19 protein-coding genes are annotated in these 20,692 nt (G+C 62.6%); 13 read left to right on the top strand and 6 right to left on the bottom strand.

Translation table 11 applies throughout. The annotated features are described in order from the left end of the window. Window positions 1–194: 194 nt before the first annotated feature. On the bottom strand, window positions 195–1,097 hold the full coding sequence (locus ACIPQ1_RS15765) for a LysR family transcriptional regulator (protein ID WP_446534415.1): 903 nt from the start codon (window positions 1,095–1,097) through the stop codon (window positions 195–197). Window positions 1,098–1,195: 98 nt separating this feature from the next. Between ACIPQ1_RS15765 and ACIPQ1_RS15760 the strand changes: the two genes are divergently transcribed. Together ACIPQ1_RS15760 and ACIPQ1_RS15755 are read left to right on the top strand one after the other, a co-directional pair. Next, window positions 1,196–2,371: an acetylornithine/succinylornithine family transaminase gene (locus ACIPQ1_RS15760; protein ID WP_446534414.1), complete on the top strand. Its 1,176-nt coding sequence runs from the start codon at window positions 1,196–1,198 to the stop codon at window positions 2,369–2,371. Window positions 2,372–2,523: 152 nt separating this feature from the next. Continuing rightward, window positions 2,524–3,258 (top strand): OmpA family protein, encoded by a 735-nt coding sequence (locus tag ACIPQ1_RS15755; RefSeq protein WP_446534413.1) that lies wholly within the window; start codon window positions 2,524–2,526, stop codon window positions 3,256–3,258. A gap of 245 nt (window positions 3,259–3,503) precedes the next feature. On the opposite strand, the gene ehuA is transcribed toward ACIPQ1_RS15755, so the two are convergent. The 4 genes from ehuA to ehuB all read right to left on the bottom strand — a co-directional run bounded on the left by ehuA (window position 3,504) and on the right by ehuB (window position 6,615). Then, window positions 3,504–4,373 (bottom strand): ectoine/hydroxyectoine ABC transporter ATP-binding protein EhuA, encoded by an 870-nt coding sequence (gene ehuA / locus ACIPQ1_RS15750; protein ID WP_408003292.1) that lies wholly within the window; start codon window positions 4,371–4,373, stop codon window positions 3,504–3,506. After that, entirely contained in the window at window positions 4,373–5,029 is a 657-nt protein-coding gene (gene ehuD, locus ACIPQ1_RS15745) for an ectoine/hydroxyectoine ABC transporter permease subunit EhuD (RefSeq protein ID WP_250965161.1), read from the bottom strand. The genes ehuA and ehuD overlap by 1 nt, the downstream gene beginning before the upstream one ends. Next, window positions 5,026–5,685 carry an ectoine/hydroxyectoine ABC transporter permease subunit EhuC gene (gene ehuC / locus ACIPQ1_RS15740; RefSeq protein WP_411385583.1) on the bottom strand — a complete coding sequence of 220 codons (660 nt, stop codon included), beginning with the start codon at window positions 5,683–5,685 and terminating at the stop codon, window positions 5,026–5,028. The genes ehuD and ehuC overlap by 4 nt, the downstream gene beginning before the upstream one ends. A gap of 72 nt (window positions 5,686–5,757) precedes the next feature. Further along, on the bottom strand, window positions 5,758–6,615 hold the full coding sequence (ehuB, locus tag ACIPQ1_RS15735; protein ID WP_446534412.1) for an ectoine/hydroxyectoine ABC transporter substrate-binding protein EhuB: 858 nt from the start codon (window positions 6,613–6,615) through the stop codon (window positions 5,758–5,760). Between the two features lie 290 nt (window positions 6,616–6,905). Here ehuB and ehuR point away from each other — a divergent pair, with 290 nt between their 5' ends. The 8 genes from ehuR to ACIPQ1_RS15695 all read left to right on the top strand — a co-directional run bounded on the left by ehuR (window position 6,906) and on the right by ACIPQ1_RS15695 (window position 16,493). Next, the gene (gene ehuR / locus ACIPQ1_RS15730; RefSeq protein ID WP_446534411.1) at window positions 6,906–8,300 is read left to right on the top strand and encodes a MocR-like ectoine utilization transcription factor EhuR; all 1,395 of its coding nucleotides are present in this window, start codon (window positions 6,906–6,908) and stop codon (window positions 8,298–8,300) included. A gap of 303 nt (window positions 8,301–8,603) precedes the next feature. After that, window positions 8,604–9,575 (top strand): hydroxyectoine utilization dehydratase EutB, encoded by a 972-nt coding sequence (gene eutB / locus ACIPQ1_RS15725; protein ID WP_446534410.1) that lies wholly within the window; start codon window positions 8,604–8,606, stop codon window positions 9,573–9,575. A gap of 22 nt (window positions 9,576–9,597) precedes the next feature. Next, window positions 9,598–10,590, top strand: coding sequence for a cyclodeaminase (locus ACIPQ1_RS15720; protein ID WP_411385579.1), 993 nt, complete (start codon window positions 9,598–9,600; stop codon window positions 10,588–10,590). A 39-nt stretch (window positions 10,591–10,629) separates the two neighbouring features. Then, window positions 10,630–11,820: an ectoine hydrolase DoeA gene (doeA, locus tag ACIPQ1_RS15715; protein ID WP_411385578.1), complete on the top strand. Its 1,191-nt coding sequence runs from the start codon at window positions 10,630–10,632 to the stop codon at window positions 11,818–11,820. A 3-nt stretch (window positions 11,821–11,823) separates the two neighbouring features. Next, on the top strand, window positions 11,824–12,825 hold the full coding sequence (doeB, locus tag ACIPQ1_RS15710) for a N(2)-acetyl-L-2,4-diaminobutanoate deacetylase DoeB (protein ID WP_250965168.1): 1,002 nt from the start codon (window positions 11,824–11,826) through the stop codon (window positions 12,823–12,825). Between the two features lie 188 nt (window positions 12,826–13,013). Next, on the top strand, window positions 13,014–13,493 hold the full coding sequence (locus tag ACIPQ1_RS15705; protein ID WP_446534409.1) for an Lrp/AsnC family transcriptional regulator: 480 nt from the start codon (window positions 13,014–13,016) through the stop codon (window positions 13,491–13,493). 130 nt (window positions 13,494–13,623) lie between these two features. Beyond that, on the top strand, window positions 13,624–15,111 hold the full coding sequence (locus tag ACIPQ1_RS15700) for an NAD-dependent succinate-semialdehyde dehydrogenase (RefSeq protein ID WP_446534408.1): 1,488 nt from the start codon (window positions 13,624–13,626) through the stop codon (window positions 15,109–15,111). After that, entirely contained in the window at window positions 15,108–16,493 is a 1,386-nt protein-coding gene (locus tag ACIPQ1_RS15695; RefSeq protein WP_411385574.1) for an aspartate aminotransferase family protein, read from the top strand. Before ACIPQ1_RS15700 ends, ACIPQ1_RS15695 begins: the two co-directional genes overlap by 4 nt. Window positions 16,494–16,738: 245 nt before the next feature. Here the strand turns inward: ACIPQ1_RS15695 and ACIPQ1_RS15690 are convergent, their stop codons facing one another. Next, window positions 16,739–17,176, bottom strand: coding sequence for a YhcB family protein (locus ACIPQ1_RS15690; RefSeq protein WP_181287677.1), 438 nt, complete (start codon window positions 17,174–17,176; stop codon window positions 16,739–16,741). A 148-nt stretch (window positions 17,177–17,324) separates the two neighbouring features. Here ACIPQ1_RS15690 and ACIPQ1_RS15685 point away from each other — a divergent pair, with 148 nt between their 5' ends. From ACIPQ1_RS15685 to zapE, 3 genes are all read left to right on the top strand, one after another. Further along, window positions 17,325–17,954, top strand: a complete 630-nt coding sequence (locus tag ACIPQ1_RS15685; protein ID WP_411387553.1) for an alpha/beta hydrolase — start codon at window positions 17,325–17,327, stop codon at window positions 17,952–17,954. A 24-nt stretch (window positions 17,955–17,978) separates the two neighbouring features. Further along, the gene (locus ACIPQ1_RS15680; RefSeq protein ID WP_250962894.1) at window positions 17,979–19,334 is read left to right on the top strand and encodes a tryptophan--tRNA ligase; all 1,356 of its coding nucleotides are present in this window, start codon (window positions 17,979–17,981) and stop codon (window positions 19,332–19,334) included. 101 nt (window positions 19,335–19,435) lie between these two features. Further along, entirely contained in the window at window positions 19,436–20,530 is a 1,095-nt protein-coding gene (gene zapE, locus ACIPQ1_RS15675) for a cell division protein ZapE (protein ID WP_411385572.1), read from the top strand. Window positions 20,531–20,692 lie beyond the last annotated feature (162 nt).

Genomic DNA, 20,692 nt, shown 5'->3' with positions numbered 1-20,692 from the left:
CAGCGCTTCGGGTGAACGCCTGAACTGTGGCGAGGGAGCTTGCTCCCGCTGGGCCGGTCCGACGAGGGAGCTTGCTCCCGCTGGGCCGGTCCGACGCTTCTGGCGTAGCAGTTCCAAAGCAGGGCCGCTTCGCGCCCCAGCGGGAGCAAGCTCCCTCGCCACGGGATTTATCCAACACTTATCGAGCACGCCCATCAGGGTTTACCCCATTTCTCCAGCGCAAACTCGACAAAACTGCGCAGCTTCGGCAAACGGTAGCGATCCTGGGCATACATCAGGCTCATTGGCCGATGGGGCAGTTGATAATCCTGCAGCAGCGCCACCAGATCCCCTTCCTGTAGATCCTTTGCCACCAGCGCGTCGGGCAGCATCACCACACCCATGCCGGCCAACGCGGCGCGGTGCAGGCCCGAGGAGCTATTGATCAGCATCGGCCCGGTCACCGGGACTTTGATTTCCCCTTCCGGACCGTTGATTGGCCAGTGCTCCTGGGCGAAGCGCCATTCGTCACCAGCGGAATAGGCAAACGACAGGCAATCGTGATGTTGCAGATCGTCGGGCTTTTGCGGCGTGCCTTTGCGCGCCAGGTAAGCAGGGGAGGCACAAATGGTCAGGGTGTAGTCCACCAGCGGACGCACGATCAGTTTCGGGTCGGGAAGGCCGAGGCGGATGGCAACGTCGAAGCCATGGTCAAGCAGGTCCAGGCGCTGGTTGGTCAGTACCACGTCGAGTTTGACCTGAGCGAAGCGCTGGCTGAATTCGGCCAGGGCCGGCGCGAGGCGTTCGGTGCCGAAGGTCAGCGGCGCGGTGATGCGCAAGGTGCCGGTGGGCTCGCCCTGGGTCTGTTCGGCCAGGCGTTCGGAATCGGCCACCAGCCCCAGCACTTCCAGGCAACGCTGGTAGTAGGCTGCGCCGAATTCAGTCAGGCGCTGGCGACGAGTCGTACGATTGATCAGGCGCACGCCGAGACGTTGCTCCAGCGCGCGAAGATGATTGCCTACCATGGTGGTCGACATTTCGCAGGCCTGGGCTGCCGCTGTCAGGCTGCCGGTCTCCACCACTTTCACGTAAACGGTCATTGCCTGGAACAGGTCCATTATCAAGCTCAGCTTATAGATGATTTAAGTAAAGTGGCGTTTATCCATCGAGGGTGGCTAACCATACTGGAAAAAACCACCCGATGGAGCTTGATGCCATGACCGCTGCCTGCCTGATGACCACTTACCACCCCCTGGCGCTGAGTTTCACCCGCGGCTTGGGGACGCGCCTGTGGGACCAGGACGGCCGCGAATACCTCGATGCGGTGGCGGGCGTGGCGGTGACCAATGTCGGCCATTCCCACCCGCGGCTGGTGGCCGCCATTAGCGAGCAGGCCGGCCTGTTGTTGCACACGTCCAACCTGTACAGCATCGACTGGCAGCAGCGCCTGGCGCAAAAACTCACCCAGCTGTCCGGCCTGGAGCGAGCGTTTTTCAACAACTCGGGCGCCGAGGCCAACGAAACCGCGCTGAAACTGGCGCGCCTCTATGGCTGGCACAAGGGCATCGAGCAGCCGTTGGTGGTGGTCATGGACAACGCGTTCCATGGGCGCACCTTGGGCACTATGTCCGCCAGTGATGGTCCGTCCGTGCGGCTGGGCTACAACCGCTTGCCGGGGGATTTCATCAAGGTGCCGTTCGGTGATCTTGCGGCGCTGGAACAGATTCAACAGGCCCATGGCGAGCGCATCGTCGCGGTGCTGGTGGAGCCGATCCAGGGCGAAAGCGGTGTGCAACTCGCCCCGCCGGGTTACCTCAAGGCCTTGCGGCAGCTGTGCAGTCGGCGCGCCTGGCTGTTGATGCTCGACGAGATCCAGACCGGCATCGGTCGTACCGGCCAATGGTTCGCGTTCCAGCACGAGGGCATCGTGCCGGACGTCATGACCCTGGCCAAAGGCCTGGGCAACGGCGTGCCCATCGGTGCCTGCCTGGCACGGGGCAAGGCCGCCGAGCTGTTTACCCCGGGCAGCCATGGCAGCACGTTCGGTGGCAATCCATTGGCCTGTCGGGTCGGCTGCACGGTGCTGGACATCATCGAGGAACAAGCCCTGGTGGATAACGCCAGGCAGCAGGGCGAACAATTGCTGGGTCGGCTGCGGGCCGAACTGGCGGACAACCCGAACGTATTGGCGATTCGCGGCCAAGGCTTGATGATCGGCATCGAACTCAAGCAACCGGTCCGCGACCTGACCCTTCGTGCTGCCCAGGACCACGGCCTGCTGATCAATGTCACCCGGGGCCAGACCATTCGCCTGCTGCCGCCGCTGACGATCGATGGGCGCGAAGTGGAGATGATTGTCAGGGGCGTGAGCCGCTGTCTGGCGCAGGGTTGAGGGTACTTCGCCCGGACGACGGATTTTGTCCGGCAGCCGGGCGAAGCGCGACGCAGCGGGACGGAATTTTTAACGGTTGTCGCGTTCCAACGCCTGCCAGAGTCGATTGCCTACACTTTGGCAACCAGACTGAAAATCCCAGGAGCATCTTCATGTTCACCTCGCGTCGCTTGATTGTTGTCGCTACTGCTGTGGCCTTGTTGTCCGGCTGTGCGTCGCCCAACCCCTATGACAACCAGGGCCAGGCCTCTACCGAATCGTCGGGCATGAGCAAAACCGCCAAGTACGGCGGCCTCGGGGCACTGGCGGGGGCGCTGGCCGGTGCGGCCATTGGTCACGATAACCGTGGCAAGGGCGCCTTGATCGGCGCGGCGGTGGTGGGGGCTTCCGCGGCCGGCTACGGCTACTACGCCGACCAGCAGGAAAAGAAACTGCGCGCGAGCATGGCCAATACCGGTGTTGAAGTGCAGCGCCAGGGCGACCAGATCAAGCTGATCATGCCGGGCAACATCACCTTCGCTACCGATTCGGCGAACATCGCTTCCAGTTTCTACCAGCCGCTGAACAACCTGGCCAACTCCCTCAAGGAATTCAGCCAGAACCAGATCGAAATCGTCGGTTACACCGACAGCACCGGCAGCCGCCAGCACAACATGGACCTGTCCCAGCGCCGCGCCCAGAGCGTGGCGACCTACCTGACGTCCCAGGGCGTGAGCGGTGCCAACCTGTCAGCCCGTGGCGCCGGCCCGGACAACCCGGTGGCGAGCAACGCCGACGTCAATGGCCGCGCGCAGAACCGTCGGGTCGAGGTTAATCTCAAGGCCATTCCTGGGCAGCAGTACCAGGCGCCGCAGCAGCAGGGCCAGACTTACCAGCAGTATCCTTGATCGCTGGGCGGTAAATGAAAGGGGGACCCCGGAAATGGGTCCCCCTTTTTTTGCGACTAGCGTTTGGGCTTTTGTGGCGAGGGAGCTTGCTCCCGCTGGGCTGCGAAGCAGTCCTGAGAGCATTCGCCTTGATTCTCCTGACACACCGCGTTCGCTGATTTGGGCCTGCTGCGCCCGAAGCGTCGGACCGGTCCAGCGGGAGCAAGCTCCCTCGCCACGGAGGTGTTCACTTGAGTAATTAGGGGTCAATTCGCCTCTTTCACCGCACTCAAGAACGCACACGTACGCTCCTGCTGCGGATTCTCGAAAATCTGCGCAGGCGTGCCTTGTTCATGGATCTGCCCCTTGTAGAAGAAGCACACCCGATCAGCGAACTCTCGCGCAAACCCCATCTGGTGGGTCACCATCAGCATGGTCAGGTTGTGTTCGGCCCCCAGTTTGCGGATCACATTCAGCACCTCGCCGCACAACTCCGGATCCAGCGCCGAAGTCACCTCGTCAAACAACATCACCTTGGGCCGCATCGCCAACGCCCGGGCAATCGCCACCCGCTGCTGCTGGCCGCCGGACAGTTGCGATGGGTAATGGTCGAGCTTGTTGCCCAGCCCCACCAGTTCCAGCAGGTCGGCGGCGCGTTCCCGGGCTTCCTTCGGGTTCATGCCCAGCACCTGCACCGGCGCCTCGATCACGTTCTGCAGCGCGGTCATGTGGGGGAACAGATTGAAGCTCTGGAACACCATGCCGATCTTGCCGCGCACCCGGCGGATGTGCCGGTCGTTGGCCGGCACCAGTACGCCGTTGCGGTTGGGCATGTGGGTCAGCGAGTCGTCCTCGACGCGGATCTGGCCCTGGTCGATGCCTTCCAGGGTCATCAGCACCCGCAGCAGCGTGGACTTGCCCGAACCGCTGGGGCCGATGATCGCGACTTTTTCACCGGGCGCGACATCCAGGTTCAGATGGTCGAGTACCGTGAAGCTGCCGTAGCTTTTGGTCACGTCCTGGAAACTCACAATCGGCCGGGACGGTGTCGGAATTTGCATGGCCGGGGCCTCCTGCTGTGACGCCAGCGTGCTGCGCCGGGACAAATCGGTGGGCGTGGACAGGGGTAAAGTCATTAGCGTAGCTCCATGCGCGTTTCAAGGCGCCGTACCAGATAAGCCAAGGCGAGGCTCAGGGCGAGGAAGAACAGGCCGACCAGGGTGATGGGTTCCAGGTAACGGAAATGCTCGGAACCGATGTTCTTGGCCTGCTGCATGATTTCCACCACGGTGATCGCCGACAGCACCGGCGTGTCCTTGAGCATTGCCACCAGGTAGTTGCCCAGGGGCGGCACGATCGGTCGCAGCGCCTGGGGCAGGATGATGTTGCGGTAGGCGTCGTACGGCGCGATGTTCAACGCCGTCACCGCTTCCCACTGCGCCCGTGGCACCGCGTCGAGGCCACTGCGATAGACCTCGGCGATGTAGCAGGCATAGTGCAGGCCGATGCCGAGGATGCCGACTTGCATGGCCGTCAGGCTCAAGCCGTAGTTGGGCAGCACGTAGTAGAGGAAATACACCTGGATCAGCAACGGCGTGCTGCGGATGAACTCGATCACCGCCGTGGCCGGCCACGACAGCCAGAACTTGCGACTGCGCCGGCCAATCGCCAGGAACAGCCCCAGCACGATCGCGATCAGGAAACCGATCAGGGTAATGCCCACGGTATTGAGGGAGGCGCGCAGCAGGTCCGGGAGGATCAGTGCGGCGTAGGACCAGTCGAACAGCGTCATGACAGACCTCCACGCATCCGGCCCCGGCTCAGCCGTCGCTCGACGTTGCGCATACCGAAGTTGATGGCTTGGGCGAGAATGAAATACAGCACCAGCGCCAGGCTGAAGACCTCCAGGGTCTGGAACGTCGCCTGATCCAACTGGCGCGCCCGGAAGCTCAGGTCGGACAAGGTGATCAGCGACACCAGCGAGGTGTTCTTCAGCAACTCGATCAACAGGTTGGTGCCCGGTGGAATCGCCGCCAGCAATGCCTGGGGCAAGATGATTCGCTTGAAGCGCGTGAACCCGCTGAAATTCAACGCTGTGCAGGCTTCGTATTGGCCCTTGGCGACCGAGCTGATGGCGCCGCGCATCACTTCGGCCCCGTAGGCGCCGATGTGCAGGCCCAGGCCGACGATGGCCACGGCGTAGGGGCTCAGCTCCACATTGAAGGGCGGCAGCGGCAGCACGAAGAACAGCCAGAACAATTGCACCAGCAACGAAGTGCCACGAAACACTTCGATGTAGGTGATGGAAAACCAGCGCAACGCGCGCCACGGCGACAGCCGTCCGAGGGCCGCGAGGACCGCCGCGACAATCGCCAGCAGCGAGCCGAAGAACGTCACCTGGAGCGTAACCCAGGCCCCTTGAATCAATAACGGAAGTAATTCGCCCATGGTTCAACCCGATATCCGATGAAACAGGGAACAGGCATCACGCCTGCGCGTCATGCCCGTTTCGGCGTGCCATTAGGGCTGAGCGCAAAGCTCGGCCGCGGTCTTGCTGGTGACGTTGGATTTGTCGAAACCGAATGGCGCGACGGCCTTGAGGTGTTCCTCCGAACCCAGCCACTTCTTCAGCTCGGCATTGACCGCGTCGCGCAGGTCTTTGTCCTCGGGGCGGAAGGCCAAGGCGCCGTAGCCGATGTGGGACGGGTCGTCCTTGAATTCGGTCATCGCCTCGACTTTGTCGCCACCCTTGCTGGCCAGGCCCTTCATGGTCAGTTGGGTGCCGACGGCCGCGTCGGCGCGACCGGCGCGCACGGCTTGCAATTGCGCGGTGGTGTCGGGGACCTGGAGGATCTGATCGTCCTTGACCCCGGAGTCGCGGGCATAGGCCAGGTTCACCGTGCCGGCCATGATGGCCAGCTTCACGTCCGGTTGCTTGGCGATGTCTTCATAGCTGTGGAGTTTTTTCGGGTTGCCCTTGGCCACGAGCAACGCGTCGGGCAATTGATACTGCGGATCGGTGAACAACACTTGCTTGCAGCGCGACGGGGTGATGTACATGCCGGCGGCAATTACATCGAAGCGACCTGCCCGCAGGCCAGGGATCAGCGAGCCCCATTCGGTGAGCACGCCATTGACCTGCTTGATGCCCATCCTGGCGAAAATGATCTTGGCGATCTCCGGCGACTCACCGGTGACGGTGCCGTCGGTTTCGGTGAAGGCGAATGGGGTCTCGTTGGCGTAGCCGATCCGGATGCTGCTGTTGCTTTTGACGGTATCCAAGGTGGCCGCTTGAACGCTGCCGGCCAGGCCCAGTGCGGCACAGGTCAACAAGAGCCGACGCAAGGGCGCATGGGTGCTGGGAAGAAAATTGCTCATCGATAAAATCTCCTGTTTCTTGTGGATCCGTCGTTTGACGGCTCTGTGGTAGGAGGCAGTGTGACAAGAGCAAAGCGTACAGCGGCGGATCCGGGCGTGGCCTGGAATCGGGAACGGCGCCGGTACAGGTCGATCCGGCTTTTTGTCGGGGCGATAAGCCCGCCTGGGTGACGACCTTGGACCGAGCATACAAAAGCCCCGGCATTGATTGTATTGCACTAGGACAATTGCTTTGCCGCGAGGGCCGCGCAATGCTGTGCGCACCCCTACACACGCCGGTTGCAGTTGTCATGGATAAGTGGAAGTCAGCCTTGGACCTCGCCCGCAGCGGTGAGTCCAAATACAAGATCCTGGTGCAGGCCATTGCCGACGATATCGAACAGGGCGCCTTGGCCAACGACCAGCGCCTGCCGCCGCAGCGGCAGGTGGCCGACGCCATGGGCATCAGCGTGCAGACCGTCACCAACGCCTACAAGGAGTTGGAGCGCCAAGGGCTGGTCCGTTGCGAAGTAGGGCGCGGCAGTTTTGTTTCGCGGCGCATGAGCGACCGGGTCGCCACCTACATACTCGACAGCCCCGAGCGGGCGCTGGTGGATTTTTCCATCACTCGCATCCTCCATACTCGCGAGCATGACCAGGCCTGGCGGGATACCTGCGCGGCGCTGAGCATTGAAGAGGATCAGCCGTGGATTCACGCGTTTCGGCCCATCGCCGGTTTCGAATCCCATCGCGAAGCGGCGACGCAGTGGATTGGCCGGCAAGGGCTGAAAGTCGACCGTAACGATGTGCTGATCACCAACGGCGCGGCCCATGGGATTTTCCTGGCGCTCGCTTCCCTGGCGGGCCCCGACGATGTGGTGCTCTGCGAAGGTTTGACCGACCACGGCGTGATCGGCAATTCCCAGGTGTTGGGCTTCACCCTCAAGGGCCTGGAGATGGATCGCCATGGCATCGACCCCGAACATTTCGAAGACATGTGCAGCAACGAGCGCATCACGGCGCTGGTGTGCACACCGAACCTGAACAACCCCACCACCAGCCTGATGCCCGACGCCCGGCGCCGGGAAATCGCCGAGATCGCCCGGCGCTTCGGTGTGCACGTTATCGAGGATGATGTGTACGGTCCGCTGCTGGACGAACGCCGCGCGCCGCCCATCAGTCATTACCTGCCGGAACTGTCGTTCTACTGCACGAGCATGACCAAGTCGGTGCTCACGGGTTTGCGCATCGGTTACCTGGTGGTGCCCAAGCGCTTGGCGTTGCGTACCGAGAGCATCCTGCGGGTCAACAGCTGGATGGCCACGCCGATGGTCTCGGAGATCGCCACCCGCTGGATCCGCGATGGCCGCGCCGAGTCGCTGGTGCAGTTGCAGCGCCAACTGTTGGCTGGGCGCCAGGCGATGGTCACCGAATACATGGGCGAGCATGTGTTGGCCCAGCATCCTCATGCCTTGAACGCCTGGATCGGCATCCCGCCTCACTGGGAAGTGGACAGCCTGGTGCGGGCGCTGCGCCACAAGCACATCGCGGTCACTTCCCCCGACCCGTTCACCGTACGCGGCACTCCTCGACCGCGCGCGGTGCGAGTGTGTGTCGGCGCCGAATGCAGCGATGAAGAAATGCGCCATGCGCTGATCGGCATGCGCGAGATCTTCAACCAGTATCCGCAGATTCATGATTTTTGATAGGCAAGCAGTGGGCTTTCTCCAAAGTTGCATGTGCCTTTGTGGCGAGGGAGCTTGCTCCCGCTCGGCTGCGAAGCAGTCGTAAAAACAGTTAACTGTCTGCAGATACATCTGGTTGAATGGATTTGGGGCTGCTGCGCAGCCCAGCGGGAGCAAGCTCCCTCGCCCCAGGGATAGGTGGGTCATGCTGAATTTGTCGATCTTTCAGCCGACACTGAATGCAAAGTAAATTGCCCTAGTACATTCATCACCACAATCCAGCCCTCTTAGACTGCGCCCAACACATCCGCTCGGGACGCAGTCATGACAGGGTTGCAGCTTCAGGACATTTACCTCGCCCGCCAGCGCATTGAGTCGCTGGTGCGGCGCACGCCCATGGAGCACTCCCCGAGCCTGTCGCGCCGGATCGGCGTGCCCGTATACCTCAAGCTGGAAGCCCTGCAAATCACCGGCAGCTTCAAGCTGCGCGGGGCGAGCAATGCCGTCGCGCAACTCAGTTCGGAGCAGAAGGCCCAGGGCGTGGTCACCGCGTCGACCGGTAATCATGGCCGGGCGCTCGCTCACGCGGCCTCGCAGCAGGGCGTCCGGGCGATTGTCTGCCTGTCGAACCTGGTACCGGCCAACAAGATACAGGCGATTCGCGATTTGGGCGCCGAGGTGTGCATCGTCGGCCAGTCCCAGGACGACGCCCAACGCGAAGCCGAGCGCATCGCCCGAGAGCAGGGCGCAACCTTCCTGCCGCCCTTTGATCACCCGGCGATCATCGCCGGCCAGGGCACCCTCGGCCTGGAGATCCTCGAGCAGCAGCCGGACGTGGCCCAGGTCCTGGTGCCGTTATCCGGTGGCGGTCTGTTCGCCGGTGTCGCCCTGTCCCTCAAAAGTGCCAATCCCGCGATCCAGGTCCACGGCATCAGCATGGCCCGAGGCGCGGCGATGCACGCCAGCCTAGCCGCCGGACAACCGGTGGACATCGAAGAGTTGCCGACCCTGGCCGACTCCCTCGGTGGCGGCATCGGCCTGGACAACCGCTACACCTTCGTCATGACGCGGCAACTGCGTGATGACTTGCACCTGCTCTCGGAAGCCTCCATCGCCAACGCCGTCCGCCACGCCTATCACCACGAACGCCTGGTGCTCGAAGGCGCCGCCGTGGTGGGCATCGCGGCGCTGCTCGACGGCCTGGTCGAGCCGCGCGGCCCCATCGTCCTGGTGGTCAGCGGGCGCAACGTCGACACCGAACAACATGCCCGCGTGATCGCTGGCGCCAATGCCTGATAACCGTTAACGGAGCCCTGCCATGAGTGAAGTCACCCTATTGAGCGAGGCTGACCTGCGCAGTTGCGTGGCCCTCGACCTGGCCAGCATCGACGCCATCGAGCAGGCTTTCGTGCTGTTGGCCACCGCCGCCGTGGCGATGCCGCCGATCCTGCGATTGGACATCCCCGAGCACAACGGCGAAGTGGATGTGAAGACCGCTTACCTGCCGGGCCTGGAACGCTTCGCCATCAAGGTCAGCCCGGGTTTTTTCGATAACCCCAAGCTTGGCCTGCCCAGCCTTAACGGCATGATGATGCTGCTCTCGGCACGCACCGGTTTGCTGGAGGCGCTGTTGCTGGACAACGGTTACCTCACCGCCGTGCGCACCGCCGCCGCCGGTGCCGTGGCGGCGCGGTGCCTGTCTCGCGAGGACAGTCGCAGCGTCGCGCTGATCGGTGCCGGCGAACAGGCGGCGTTGCAGCTTCAGGCGCTGCGCCTGGTGCGGCCCATCGACGAGGTGCGGGTCTGGGCGCGTGATGTACAAAAGGCCAAGGCGTTCAGCGCCGGGCTCGCTCGCGACACAGGGCTCGCCGTCACGCCATGCGTCTCCATTGATGCTGCCCTGGAGGCCGTGGACATCGCCATCACCTGCACCCCCAGTCGCGAACCGTTGATCCAAGCTCGCCATCTGCATCCCGGCCTGCACATCACGGCGATGGGTTCGGACGCGGAGCACAAGAACGAAATTTCCCCGCAAGCCCTCGCGGCCGTCGACTGCTATGTCGCCGATCGCCTGAGCCAGACCCGCGTACTCGGCGAACTGCACCACGCCCTGGCGGCCGGCACCGTACACGATGACCTGGCGCTTCTGGAGTTGGGACGAGTATTGGCAGGGCAACGGCAGGGGCGCTCCGATGCGGCGCAAGTGACGCTTTGCGACCTGACCGGCACCGGCGCCCAGGACACCGCCATCGCCAACCTGGCGTTCGAGCGGGCAAGGGCGGCGGGCAAGGGCTTTGCGTTCGGTCGCTAGATCATTTTCTTCATGAGTAATTGAACAGAGGGCAGGTGGATGTCAGAGATCGTCGTCAATCTTCCGTTTAAACGGGAGGAATACGCCCAGCGCCTGGCGAAGGTTCGCGCGGCCATGCAGGCCCAGGGCCTGGAGCTGCTGCTGGTCACCGATCCGTCGAACATGGCTTGGCTCACCGGCTATGACGGTTGGTCGTTCTATGTGCACCAGTGCGTGCTGCTGGCGCTGGAGGGCGAGCCCGTGTGGTTCGGTCGCGGCCAGGATGCCAACGGTGCCAAGCGCACGGTGTTCATGCAGGCCGACAACATCGTCGGCTACCCGGACATCTACGTGCAGTCCCGCGAGCGCCATCCCATGGACTACCTGTCCCGGGAGGTGATCATCGCCCGTGGCTGGGGCGCGCTGAGCATTGGCGTGGAGATGGACAACTATTACTTCAGCGCCGCCGCGTACCTGTCGCTGCAAAAGCACTTGCCCGAGGCGACGCTGGTAGACGCGGTGGGCCTGGTGAACTGGCAGCGGGCCGTGAAGTCGCCCCAGGAAATCGCCTACATGCGCATCGCCGCGCGCATCGTCGAGAACATGCACAGCCGGATCCTCGAACGGATCGAACCGGGCATGCGCAAGAACGAACTGGTGGCCGAGATCTACAGCAGCGGCATCCTCGGTGCCGATGGTCATGGCGGCGACTACCCGGCCATCGTGCCGCTGTTGCCCACCGGCGCCGACGCCAGCGCACCGCACCTGACCTGGGACGATTCGCCGTTCGAACGGGGCGCCGGGACCTTTTTTGAAATCGCCGGTTGCTACAAGCGTTACCACTGCCCGCTGTCGCGGACGATTTACCTGGGCAAGCCGCCCCGACATTTCCTCGACGGCGAAAAAGCCGTGGTCGAGGGCATCGCCGCCGGCCTGGACGCGGCCAAGCCGGGCAACACCACCGGCGACATTGCCGTGGCGTTTTTCAAGGTGCTGGAGAAGTTCGGCATCCACAAGGACAGCCGTTGCGGCTACCCCATCGGCATCAGTTATCCGCCGGATTGGGGCGAGCGCACCATGAGCCTGCGCCCTGGCGACAACAGCGTGTTGCAACCGGGCATGACCTTCCACTTCATGCCGGGGCTGTGGATGGACGATTGGGGCTTGGAAATCACCGAGAGCATTTTGATCACCGAAAACGGCGTCGAGACGCTGTGCAACGTGCCTCGTCAACTGTTTGTGAAGGATTGAGCCATGCCTGACGTGCCCAACAATCCCATCAGCGCCACGGTCGACTTCAGCCGCGAGGGCGTGCAGCACGGCTTTCTCAAGCTGCCGTATTCGCGGGACGATTCGGCCTGGGGCGCAGTGATGATCCCCATCACCGTCATCCAGCGCGGCAGCGGCCCGACGGCGCTGCTCAGCGGTGGCAACCACGGTGATGAATACGAAGGCCCGGTGGCCTTGAGCAAACTGGCCCAGCAGTTGACCGCCGAGGACGTCAGCGGGCGAGTGATCATCGTGCCGTTCATGAATACCCCGGCGTTCCATGGCGGGCGCCGCACTTCACCCATCGACAAGGGCAACCTGAACCGCAGTTTTCCCGGCCGGCCGGACGGCTCCGTTACCGAGAAAATCGCCGACTATTTCAATCGCACGTTGTTGCCGTTGGCAGACATTGTCCTGGACATTCACTCCGGTGGCCGGACCCTGGATTTCCTGCCGTTCGCCGCCTGCCACGTCTTGCCGGACAAACAGCAACAGGCCCGCTGCGAGGCCGGGATGCTGGCGTTCAACGCGCCATATTGCATGCGCATGTTGGAGCTGGACGCCGGGGCGATGTACGACACGGCGGCCGAATCCCAGGGCAAGGTGTTCGTCACCACCGAACTGGGCGGCGGCGGTTCGTCGACTGCCCGCAGCGTGGCGATTGCCGAGCGTGGGGTGCGCAACCTGCTGATCCACGCCGGCATCCTAAGGGGCACGATCGAGTTGCAGCCGTCGTTGGTGCTCGACATGCCGGATGCCAGTTGTTTCATCGCCAGCGAACACAACGGCTTGCTGGAGATGTGTCGTGATCTTGGTGAAAACGTCACCCGGGGTGAGGTGGTGGCGCGTATCCATGACACCACCCGCAGCGGCGTCGCCCCGGTCGAATACCGCGCCGCCCGCAGCGGCCTCCTAGCGGCCCGGCACTTTCCCGGGCTGGTGCAGTGTGGCGATACGTTGGTGGTGATTGCGGATGTGTTGGCTTGATAACAGCCAGCCACAAAATCCCCTGTGGGAGCGAGCTTGCTCGCGATAGCGGTCTGCCTGAGTCGGTGATGTTGGATGTGCCGACGCCTTCGCGAGCAAGCTCGCTCCCACAGGGGTTTGCGGTGACTGTAGATTTATGCCCCCACAGGGCGGTGTGATTTTCTGATTTGTCTGGAGAGCCCGGCCCCATGCACAAGCTCGATCGCTACGACCTCAAGATCCTGCAGATCCTCGCCGAGGACGGGCGCATCACCAAGTCGAGCCTGGCCGAGGCCATCAACCTGTCGGTGACGCCGGCCTGGGAGCGGGTGCGCAAGCTGGAAGCGGCGGGCTTGATCATCGGTTACCGGGCGCAGATCGATTGGGGCGCGGTGTTCAAGCGCCAGCAGGTGCTGGTGGAGATCACCCTGGCCCGACACACCGCCCAGGACATGCGCCGTTTCGAGCAACGCATGATCACCGCGCCGGAAGTGGCATTCTGTTACGCCACCGGTGGCGGTGTGGATTACCTGGCGATGATCCAGGCCCCGGACGTCGATGCCTACCAGCGTTTTGTCGACCAACTGCTGATCGAAGACCTCGGCATCGAACGCTACTTCACCTACATCGTCACCAAGACCATCAAGACCGTTGGCGCGTTGCCGGCGGAGTTGGCGCCAGCTTCCTGAGCACCGCAGAAAACACGTTCCAGCAGGTCTTTTCCAGAAAAAAACCAAGGTCTGGCCCTGCGCAAACACCCGAAAACCCAAGCATCGCTGCCCTAGCATGGATTCACGCAAACGGTCTGGAGTGAACGTCATGCCTTATCAACATCCGCTGCTGTTCAAAGCGCTTTGCTACATCGATGGCCATTGGGTCCACAGCGACAGTGGCCAAAGCATCGCGGTGCAGAACCCTGCTACCCGTACGGTCATTGGCCATGTGCCGATGCTCGATCAGCCGCAGATCGTCGCGGCGGTGGACGCAGCGCATCGTGCCTTCCCGGCGTGGCGCGGGCAGAGCCTGGAGACGCGCGGCGCGATCCTGCGGCGCTGGGCAGCGTTGATCACCGAACACAGCGAAGACCTCGCACACATCCTCAGCCTGGAACAGGGCAAACCGTTGGCCGAGTCCCGTGGCGAAATCGCCTATGCCGCCAGCTTCATCCCTTGGTTCGCCGAGGAAGCCCGGCGCCTTTACGGCCAGAACATCCCCAGCCATATCCCGAATGCGCACCTGGGCACCATCAAGGAGCCGGTGGGCGTCTGCGCGCTGCTCACACCGTGGAATTTCCCTTCGGCGATGATTACCCGCAAGGCCGCCGCGGCCCTGGCTGCCGGCTGCACGGTGGTGATCAAGCCCGCCCACGAAACGCCGTACTCAGCGTTGGCCCTGGCGCAATTGGCCGAGGAAGCGGGCTTTCCCGCCGGAGTCTTCAACGTGGTCTTGGGCGAGCCGCAAATGGCCATGGAAACCCTGGTCAAGGACCGTCGTGTACGCTCGGTGAGTTTCACTGGCTCGACCCGGGTCGGCAAACTGGTGCTGCAAGCGGCGGCCCATGACGTGAAGAAAGTCGCACTGGAACTGGGCGGCAACGCGCCGTTCATTGTCTGCGCCGATGCCGACCTGACGCTGGCAGTGAAAGTCGCTGTGGAAGCGAAGTTCCAGACCTCGGGCCAGGATTGCTGCGCGGCCAACCGAATCATGGTGCAACGCTCGGTGTACCCAGCGTTCCTCAGTCGTTTCGCCGCGGCGGTGCGTGGCTTGCGCGTCGGGCCGGCCATGGTCGGTCAACAGGAACAGGACGTGGATGTCGGGCCGTTGATGCACCAGGCGGCGTTCGATGCGACCGCTGATCGTGTCACCGATGCCCTGGCGCTGGGCGCTCAGCGCCTGGTGGGGGGCGAGGCCCATGCCTTGGGCGGGTTGTTCTATCAACCGACCGTGCTGGCCGATGTCACGCCGCAGATGCGCATCTACCGTGAAGAAAACTTCGCGCCCATTGCCGGGGTGATGCCGTTCGACACCCTGGACGAAGCCATCGAAATGGCCAACGACACCGAATACGGACTGGCGGCCTATATTTGTTCGAACCGCCTGGATGTCATTTATCCGCTGATCCGCCGTCTCGACCACGCCATGGTCGCGGTCAACGGCGTCAAGTTCACCGGCCACCCGATCCCCTTCGGTGGCATGAAAGCCTCCGGCCTCGGTCGTGAGGGTGGCAGCGAGGGCTTCGAGCCCTTTGTCGAAACCAAATATTTTTGCCTGCACCATCAAGGCCAGTTCCCAGGAGAGTCCGCATGAGCCAAGAACTCAATACGCTATTCGAACAAGACCGTGCGCATTTCATGCACCCCTCGACCCACGCCCATGACCATGCCAGCGGCGCGCTCAAGGGACGGATCATCAAGAGTGCGTCAGGCGTTCGCATTCGCGACCATGAGGGCCGTGAGTTCATCGACGCCTTCGCCGGCCTCTACTGCGTGAACATCGGCTACGGCCGCACGGAGGTGGCTGACGCCATCTATAAGCAGGCCAAGGAACTGGCCTACTACCACACCTACGTCGGCCACTCGAGCGAGGCGATCATTGAGCTGTCCAGTCGCATCATGGACTGGGCGCCGGAAGGGATGAAGAAGGTCTACTACGGATTGTCCGGCTCCGATGCCAACGAGACCCAAGTCAAATTGGTGCGCTACTACAACAACGTGCTGGGCCGGCCGCTGAAGAAAAAGATCATCTCGCGGGACCGTGGCTACCATGGTTCGGGCATCATGACCGGCAGCCTGACGGGGCTGGCGACCTTCCACCAGCATTTCGATCTTCCGGTGGAAGGGGTCAAGCACACCGTGTGCCCGCACTGGTATCGCAAGGCCCCGGTGGGCATGGACGAAGCGGCATTCGTGAGCTATTGCGCCGATGAGCTGGAGAAGATGATTCTCGCCGAAGGCCCGGACACCGTCGCGGCGTTCATCGGTGAACCGCTGATGGGCACCGGCGGCATCATTGTCCCGCCTGTCGGTTACTGGGATGCGATCCAGGCCGTGTTGAAGAAGTACGACGTGCTGTTGATTGCCGACGAGGTGGTCTGCGCGTTTGGTCGCCTGGGGTCGAAGATGGGCAGCCAGCGCTACGGCATGAAGCCGGACCTGATCACCACCGCCAAAGGCCTGACCAGTGCTTATGCACCGTTGTCGGCGGTGATCATCGGCGAGAAGGTCTGGAGCGTGATTGAAAAGGCCTCCCAGGCCGAAGGCGCCATGGGCCATGGCTGGACGTATTCCGGGCATCCGATCTGCGCGGCGGCGGCGTTGGCCAACCTCGACATCCTCGAACGGGAAAACCTCACGGCCAACGCCGAGAATGTTGGGGGCTACTTGAACCGTCGGTTGCGTGAAACGCTGGAAGGTCATCCGCTGGTGGGGGAGGTGCGCGGCGACGGCATGCTGGCCGCAGTGGAGTTCATGGCCGATCGTGAACAGCGCACGGCGTTCGACCCGGCACTTAAAGTCGGCCCGAAGGTCTCGGCTGCCTGCCTGGAGCGCGGCATGATCGCCCGCGCCATGCCCCACGGCGACATCCTGGGCTTCGCCCCACCGCTGATCCTGACCCGCGAAGATGCGGACCTGATCGTCGACATCACCAAAGGGGCCATCGACCAGGTGGCGGGTGAGGTGTTGGCTTAACTGAGATGCCTCAGGACACCGATCCCTGTGGCGAGGGAGCTTGCTCCCGCTGGGCCGCGAAGCGGCCCCAAAACCAGGCAACTCGGTGTGTCAGGAAAATCGAGTTCGCTGCTATAGGGCTGCTTCGCAGCCCAGCGGGAGCAAGCTCCCTCGCCACGGGGGATCAAATTGAAATAGGGAATAGGAACCGATAAAAAGCCCGCCCGATCATGGGATCGGGCGGGCTTTTTGGTGTCGCTTGGAAATTACTTCTTCAAACCGTAATGCTCATCGAGCATGCCGGGCGAATTCGGGGCCTTTGGCGCGTAGTCCCGTGGCGGTTCCTGGATCCCTTTGGGTGGGGTCAGGCGTTCCCGTGGCGTCTGTGCCGCATCGGCTTGCAGGGCAGCCAGCAGGCGCTGGCGAGTCTGCTCGTCCAGGGCCAGGCGATTGGCACCCTCGGACAGATGATCCTGGACTTCCTGGTAGCTCTGGGTGAGTTTTTTCACCAGAGAGGCGGTGCTGTTGAAGTGGGTAACCACTTCATTCTGATAACTGTCGAAACGTTCCTGGATGTCGTCCAGCTGACGTTGGGTGCTGTTGGGCACCGCGTTGGGCAGCAGTCGGGCAAGCAGGAATCCAATGGCGACACCGGCAACCAGGGCAAGAGTCGGCAACAACCAAACTAAGAGCGAGTGTTCCACGAGTCCTTCCTCTATAAACGGCTTTGCTTTACGTTAACGGCTCGGACCTGCGCTGTATACCGCGAAGAACATCGCAATCATGCCAGGCACAGACTTTTAGCTAGACGAGTCGACCCCATTCGGGGTCACGGAGTTCTTTCCCTTGCTTATGCGCGAAACCCCTGTAGTCATCGATGGCCCCGTGGGCCAACTGGAAGCCTTGTACCTGGACAACGAGGCCCCCCGTGGCCTGGCGCTGATCTGCCACCCGAACCCGGTGCAGGGCGGGACCATGCTCAACAAAGTGGTCTCGACCCTGCAACGCACCGCCCGGGATGCCGGGCTGGTTACGTTGCGTTTCAATTATCGTGGCGTGGGCGCCAGTGCCGGCACTCATGACATGGGCACTGGTGAAGTGGACGACGCCCAGGCGGTCGCCCAATGGCTGCGGGAACAATACCCGCAATTGCCCCTGACCCTGTTCGGCTTTTCCTTCGGCGGATTCGTCGCCGCCAGCCTGGGTGGGCGCCTGGAAGCCCAGGGACAACCGGTCAAGCACTTGTTCATGGTGGCCCCGGCGGTGATGCGCCTGGATGAGCAGTCGCCCTTGCCGACCGGTGGCGAATTGACCGTGATCCAGCCGGAAACCGACGAAGTGGTCGATCCGCAGCTGGTCTACGCATGGTCCGACACGCTCCAACGTCCCCATGAGCTGCTGAAAGTGGCAGAATGCGGACACTTTTTTCATGGCAAGCTGACTGATCTCAAGGATCTGATCCTGCCGCGCCTCTCGAATTGACAGCAGTCTGACAAGCGATAACCCATGACGACGCGTACCCGTATCCTGACCGGCATCACCACCACCGGCACCCCGCACCTGGGCAACTATGCCGGCGCCATCCGTCCGGCGATCCTCGCCAGCCGCGACAGCAACGCCGATTCGTTCTACTTCCTGGCCGACTATCACGCCCTGATCAAGTGCGATGACCCGCTGCGTATCCAGCGTTCGCGCCTGGAAATCGCCGCCACCTGGCTGGCCGGCGGCCTGGACGTGGACCGCGTAACGTTCTATCGCCAGTCCGACATTCCCGAGATCCCGGAGCTGACCTGGCTGCTGACCTGCGTCGCCGCCAAGGGCCTGCTCAACCGCGCCCACGCCTACAAGGCCTCGGTGGACAAGAACGTCGAGACCGGCGAAGACCCGGACGCCGGCGTCACCATGGGCCTCTACAGCTACCCGATCCTCATGGCCGCCGACATCCTGATGTTCAACGCCCACAAGGTGCCGGTCGGCCGCGACCAGATCCAGCACGTGGAGATGGCCCGGGACATCGGCCAGCGCTTCAATCATCTGTTCGGCCAGGGCAAGGAGTTCTTCACCATGCCCGAGGCGCTGATCGAAGAAAGCGTCGCCACATTGCCGGGCCTCGATGGCCGCAAGATGTCCAAGAGCTACGACAACACCATTCCGCTGTTCAGCAGCGCCAAGGACATGAAGGACGCGATCTCGCGGATCGTCACCGACTCCCGCGCCCCGGGCGAAGCCAAGGATCCGGACAATTCGCACCTGTTCACCCTGTTCCAGGCTTTCGCCACTGCCGAGCAGTCCGCCGAGTTCCGCAGCGAACTGTTGCAGGGCCTGGGTTGGGGCGAAGCGAAGAACCGCCTGTTCCAGTTGCTCGACAGCGAGCTGGGTGAGGCCCGCGAACGTTATCACCAGTTCATCGAGCGTCCATCGGACCTCGAAGACATCCTGCAACTGGGCGCGAGCAAGGCCCGGGCCGTGGCAACGCCGTTCCTCAATGAACTGCGCGAGGCCGTTGGCTTGCGGTCCTTCGTCAGCCAGGTCCAGGTGGCCACCCAGACCAAAAAGAAAGCGGCCAAGGCGGCACGTTTCGTCAGCTTCCGCGAGGAGGACGGCAGTTTCCGTTTCCGCCTGCTTTCCGCCGAGGGTGAGCAACTGTTGCTCTCGAACAATTTTGCCGACGGCAAGACCGCAGGGCAGGTAACCAAGCAATTGCAGGCCGGCCAACCCCTGGACGTACGCAGCGACGAGCTGAGTTTCAGCGTCTGGCTCGAAGGCGAATGCGTGGCGAATAGCCCAGCGTTCACCGACAGTGCCGCCCGGGACGCGGCCATTGATGCCTTGCGCATTGCCCTGACGCCTGCCCAGGACTGATCCGGCGCGTCACCCGACCATCGGCCCGAATAAGGGCCGATTGCCATTCTTCCGGGCCATCGCTACAGTGACGGCCCGTTTTTGTTGCCTTGCTAACGAATATGACGCCCCTAGAACGATATCAAGCTGATCTGAAACGCCCGGAGTTCTTCCACGACGCAGCCCAGGAAACGGCGGTGCGGCATTTGCAGCGCCTGTACGACGACCTGGTCGCGGCATCGAAGAACAAGCCGGGCCTGTTGGGCAAACTGTTCGGCAAAAAAGACCAGGCGCCCGTCAAGGGCCTGTACTTCTGGGGCGGCGTTGGCCGTGGCAAGACCTACCTGGTGGATACCTTCTTCGAAGCGCTGCCGTTCAAGGAAAAGACACGGACGCACTTCCATCGCTTCATGAAGCGCGTGCACGAGGAAATGAAGACCCTGGGTGGCGAAAAGAACCCGCTGACCATCATCGCCAAGCGTTTTTCCGACGAGACCCGGGTGATCTGCTTCGATGAGTTTTTCGTTTCCGATATCACCGACGCGATGATCCTCGGCACCTTGATGGAAGAACTGTTCAAGAACGGCGTGACCCTGGTCGCCACCTCGAACATCGTGCCGGACGGCCTGTACAAGGATGGCCTGCAACGGGCGCGTTTCCTGCCGGCCATCGCGCTGATCAAGGAACACACCGAAATCGTCAACGTCGACAGCGGCGTCGACTACCGCCTGCGCCACCTCGAACAAGCGGAACTGTTCCACTTCCCGTTGGATGCCGCCGCCGAAGAAAGCCTGCGCAAGAGCTTCCGCGCCCTGACACCGGAATGCACCCAAGCGGTCGAAAACGACGAACTGATCATCGAAAATCGCAAGATCCGCGCCATTCGCACCTGCGACGACGTCGCCTGGTTCGACTTCCGCGAACTGTGCGACGGCCCGCGCAGCCAGAACGATTACATCGAACTGGGCAAGATCTTCCACGCCGTGTTGCTGAGTAATGTCGAGCAGATGAGCGTCACCACCGACGACATCGCCCGTCGCTTCATCAACATGGTCGACGAGTTCTACGACCGTAACGTGAAGCTGATCATTTCGGCTGAAGTCGAACTCAAGGATCTCTACACCGGCGGTCGCCTGACCTTCGAATTCCAGCGGACCCTGAGTCGCTTGTTGGAAATGCAATCCCACGAATTCCTGGCGCGGGCGCATAAGCCGTAGGGCGTTCGGAGCACAAAAAAAGGCCTGCGATTGCAGGCCTTTTTTGTGTGCGAGATTTAGCAATCCTCCGCATAACCCTGTGGGAGCGGGCTTGCTCGCGAAGAGGGCGGCATGTTCAGCATCGATGCAAGCTGACCCACCGCTTTCGCGAGCAAGCCCGCT

It is taken from the genome of Pseudomonas sp. LARHCG127, from assembly GCF_052871455.1.
Note: the sequence above shows the minus strand (reverse complement) of the source record. Positions and strands in the feature narration are given on the sequence as shown.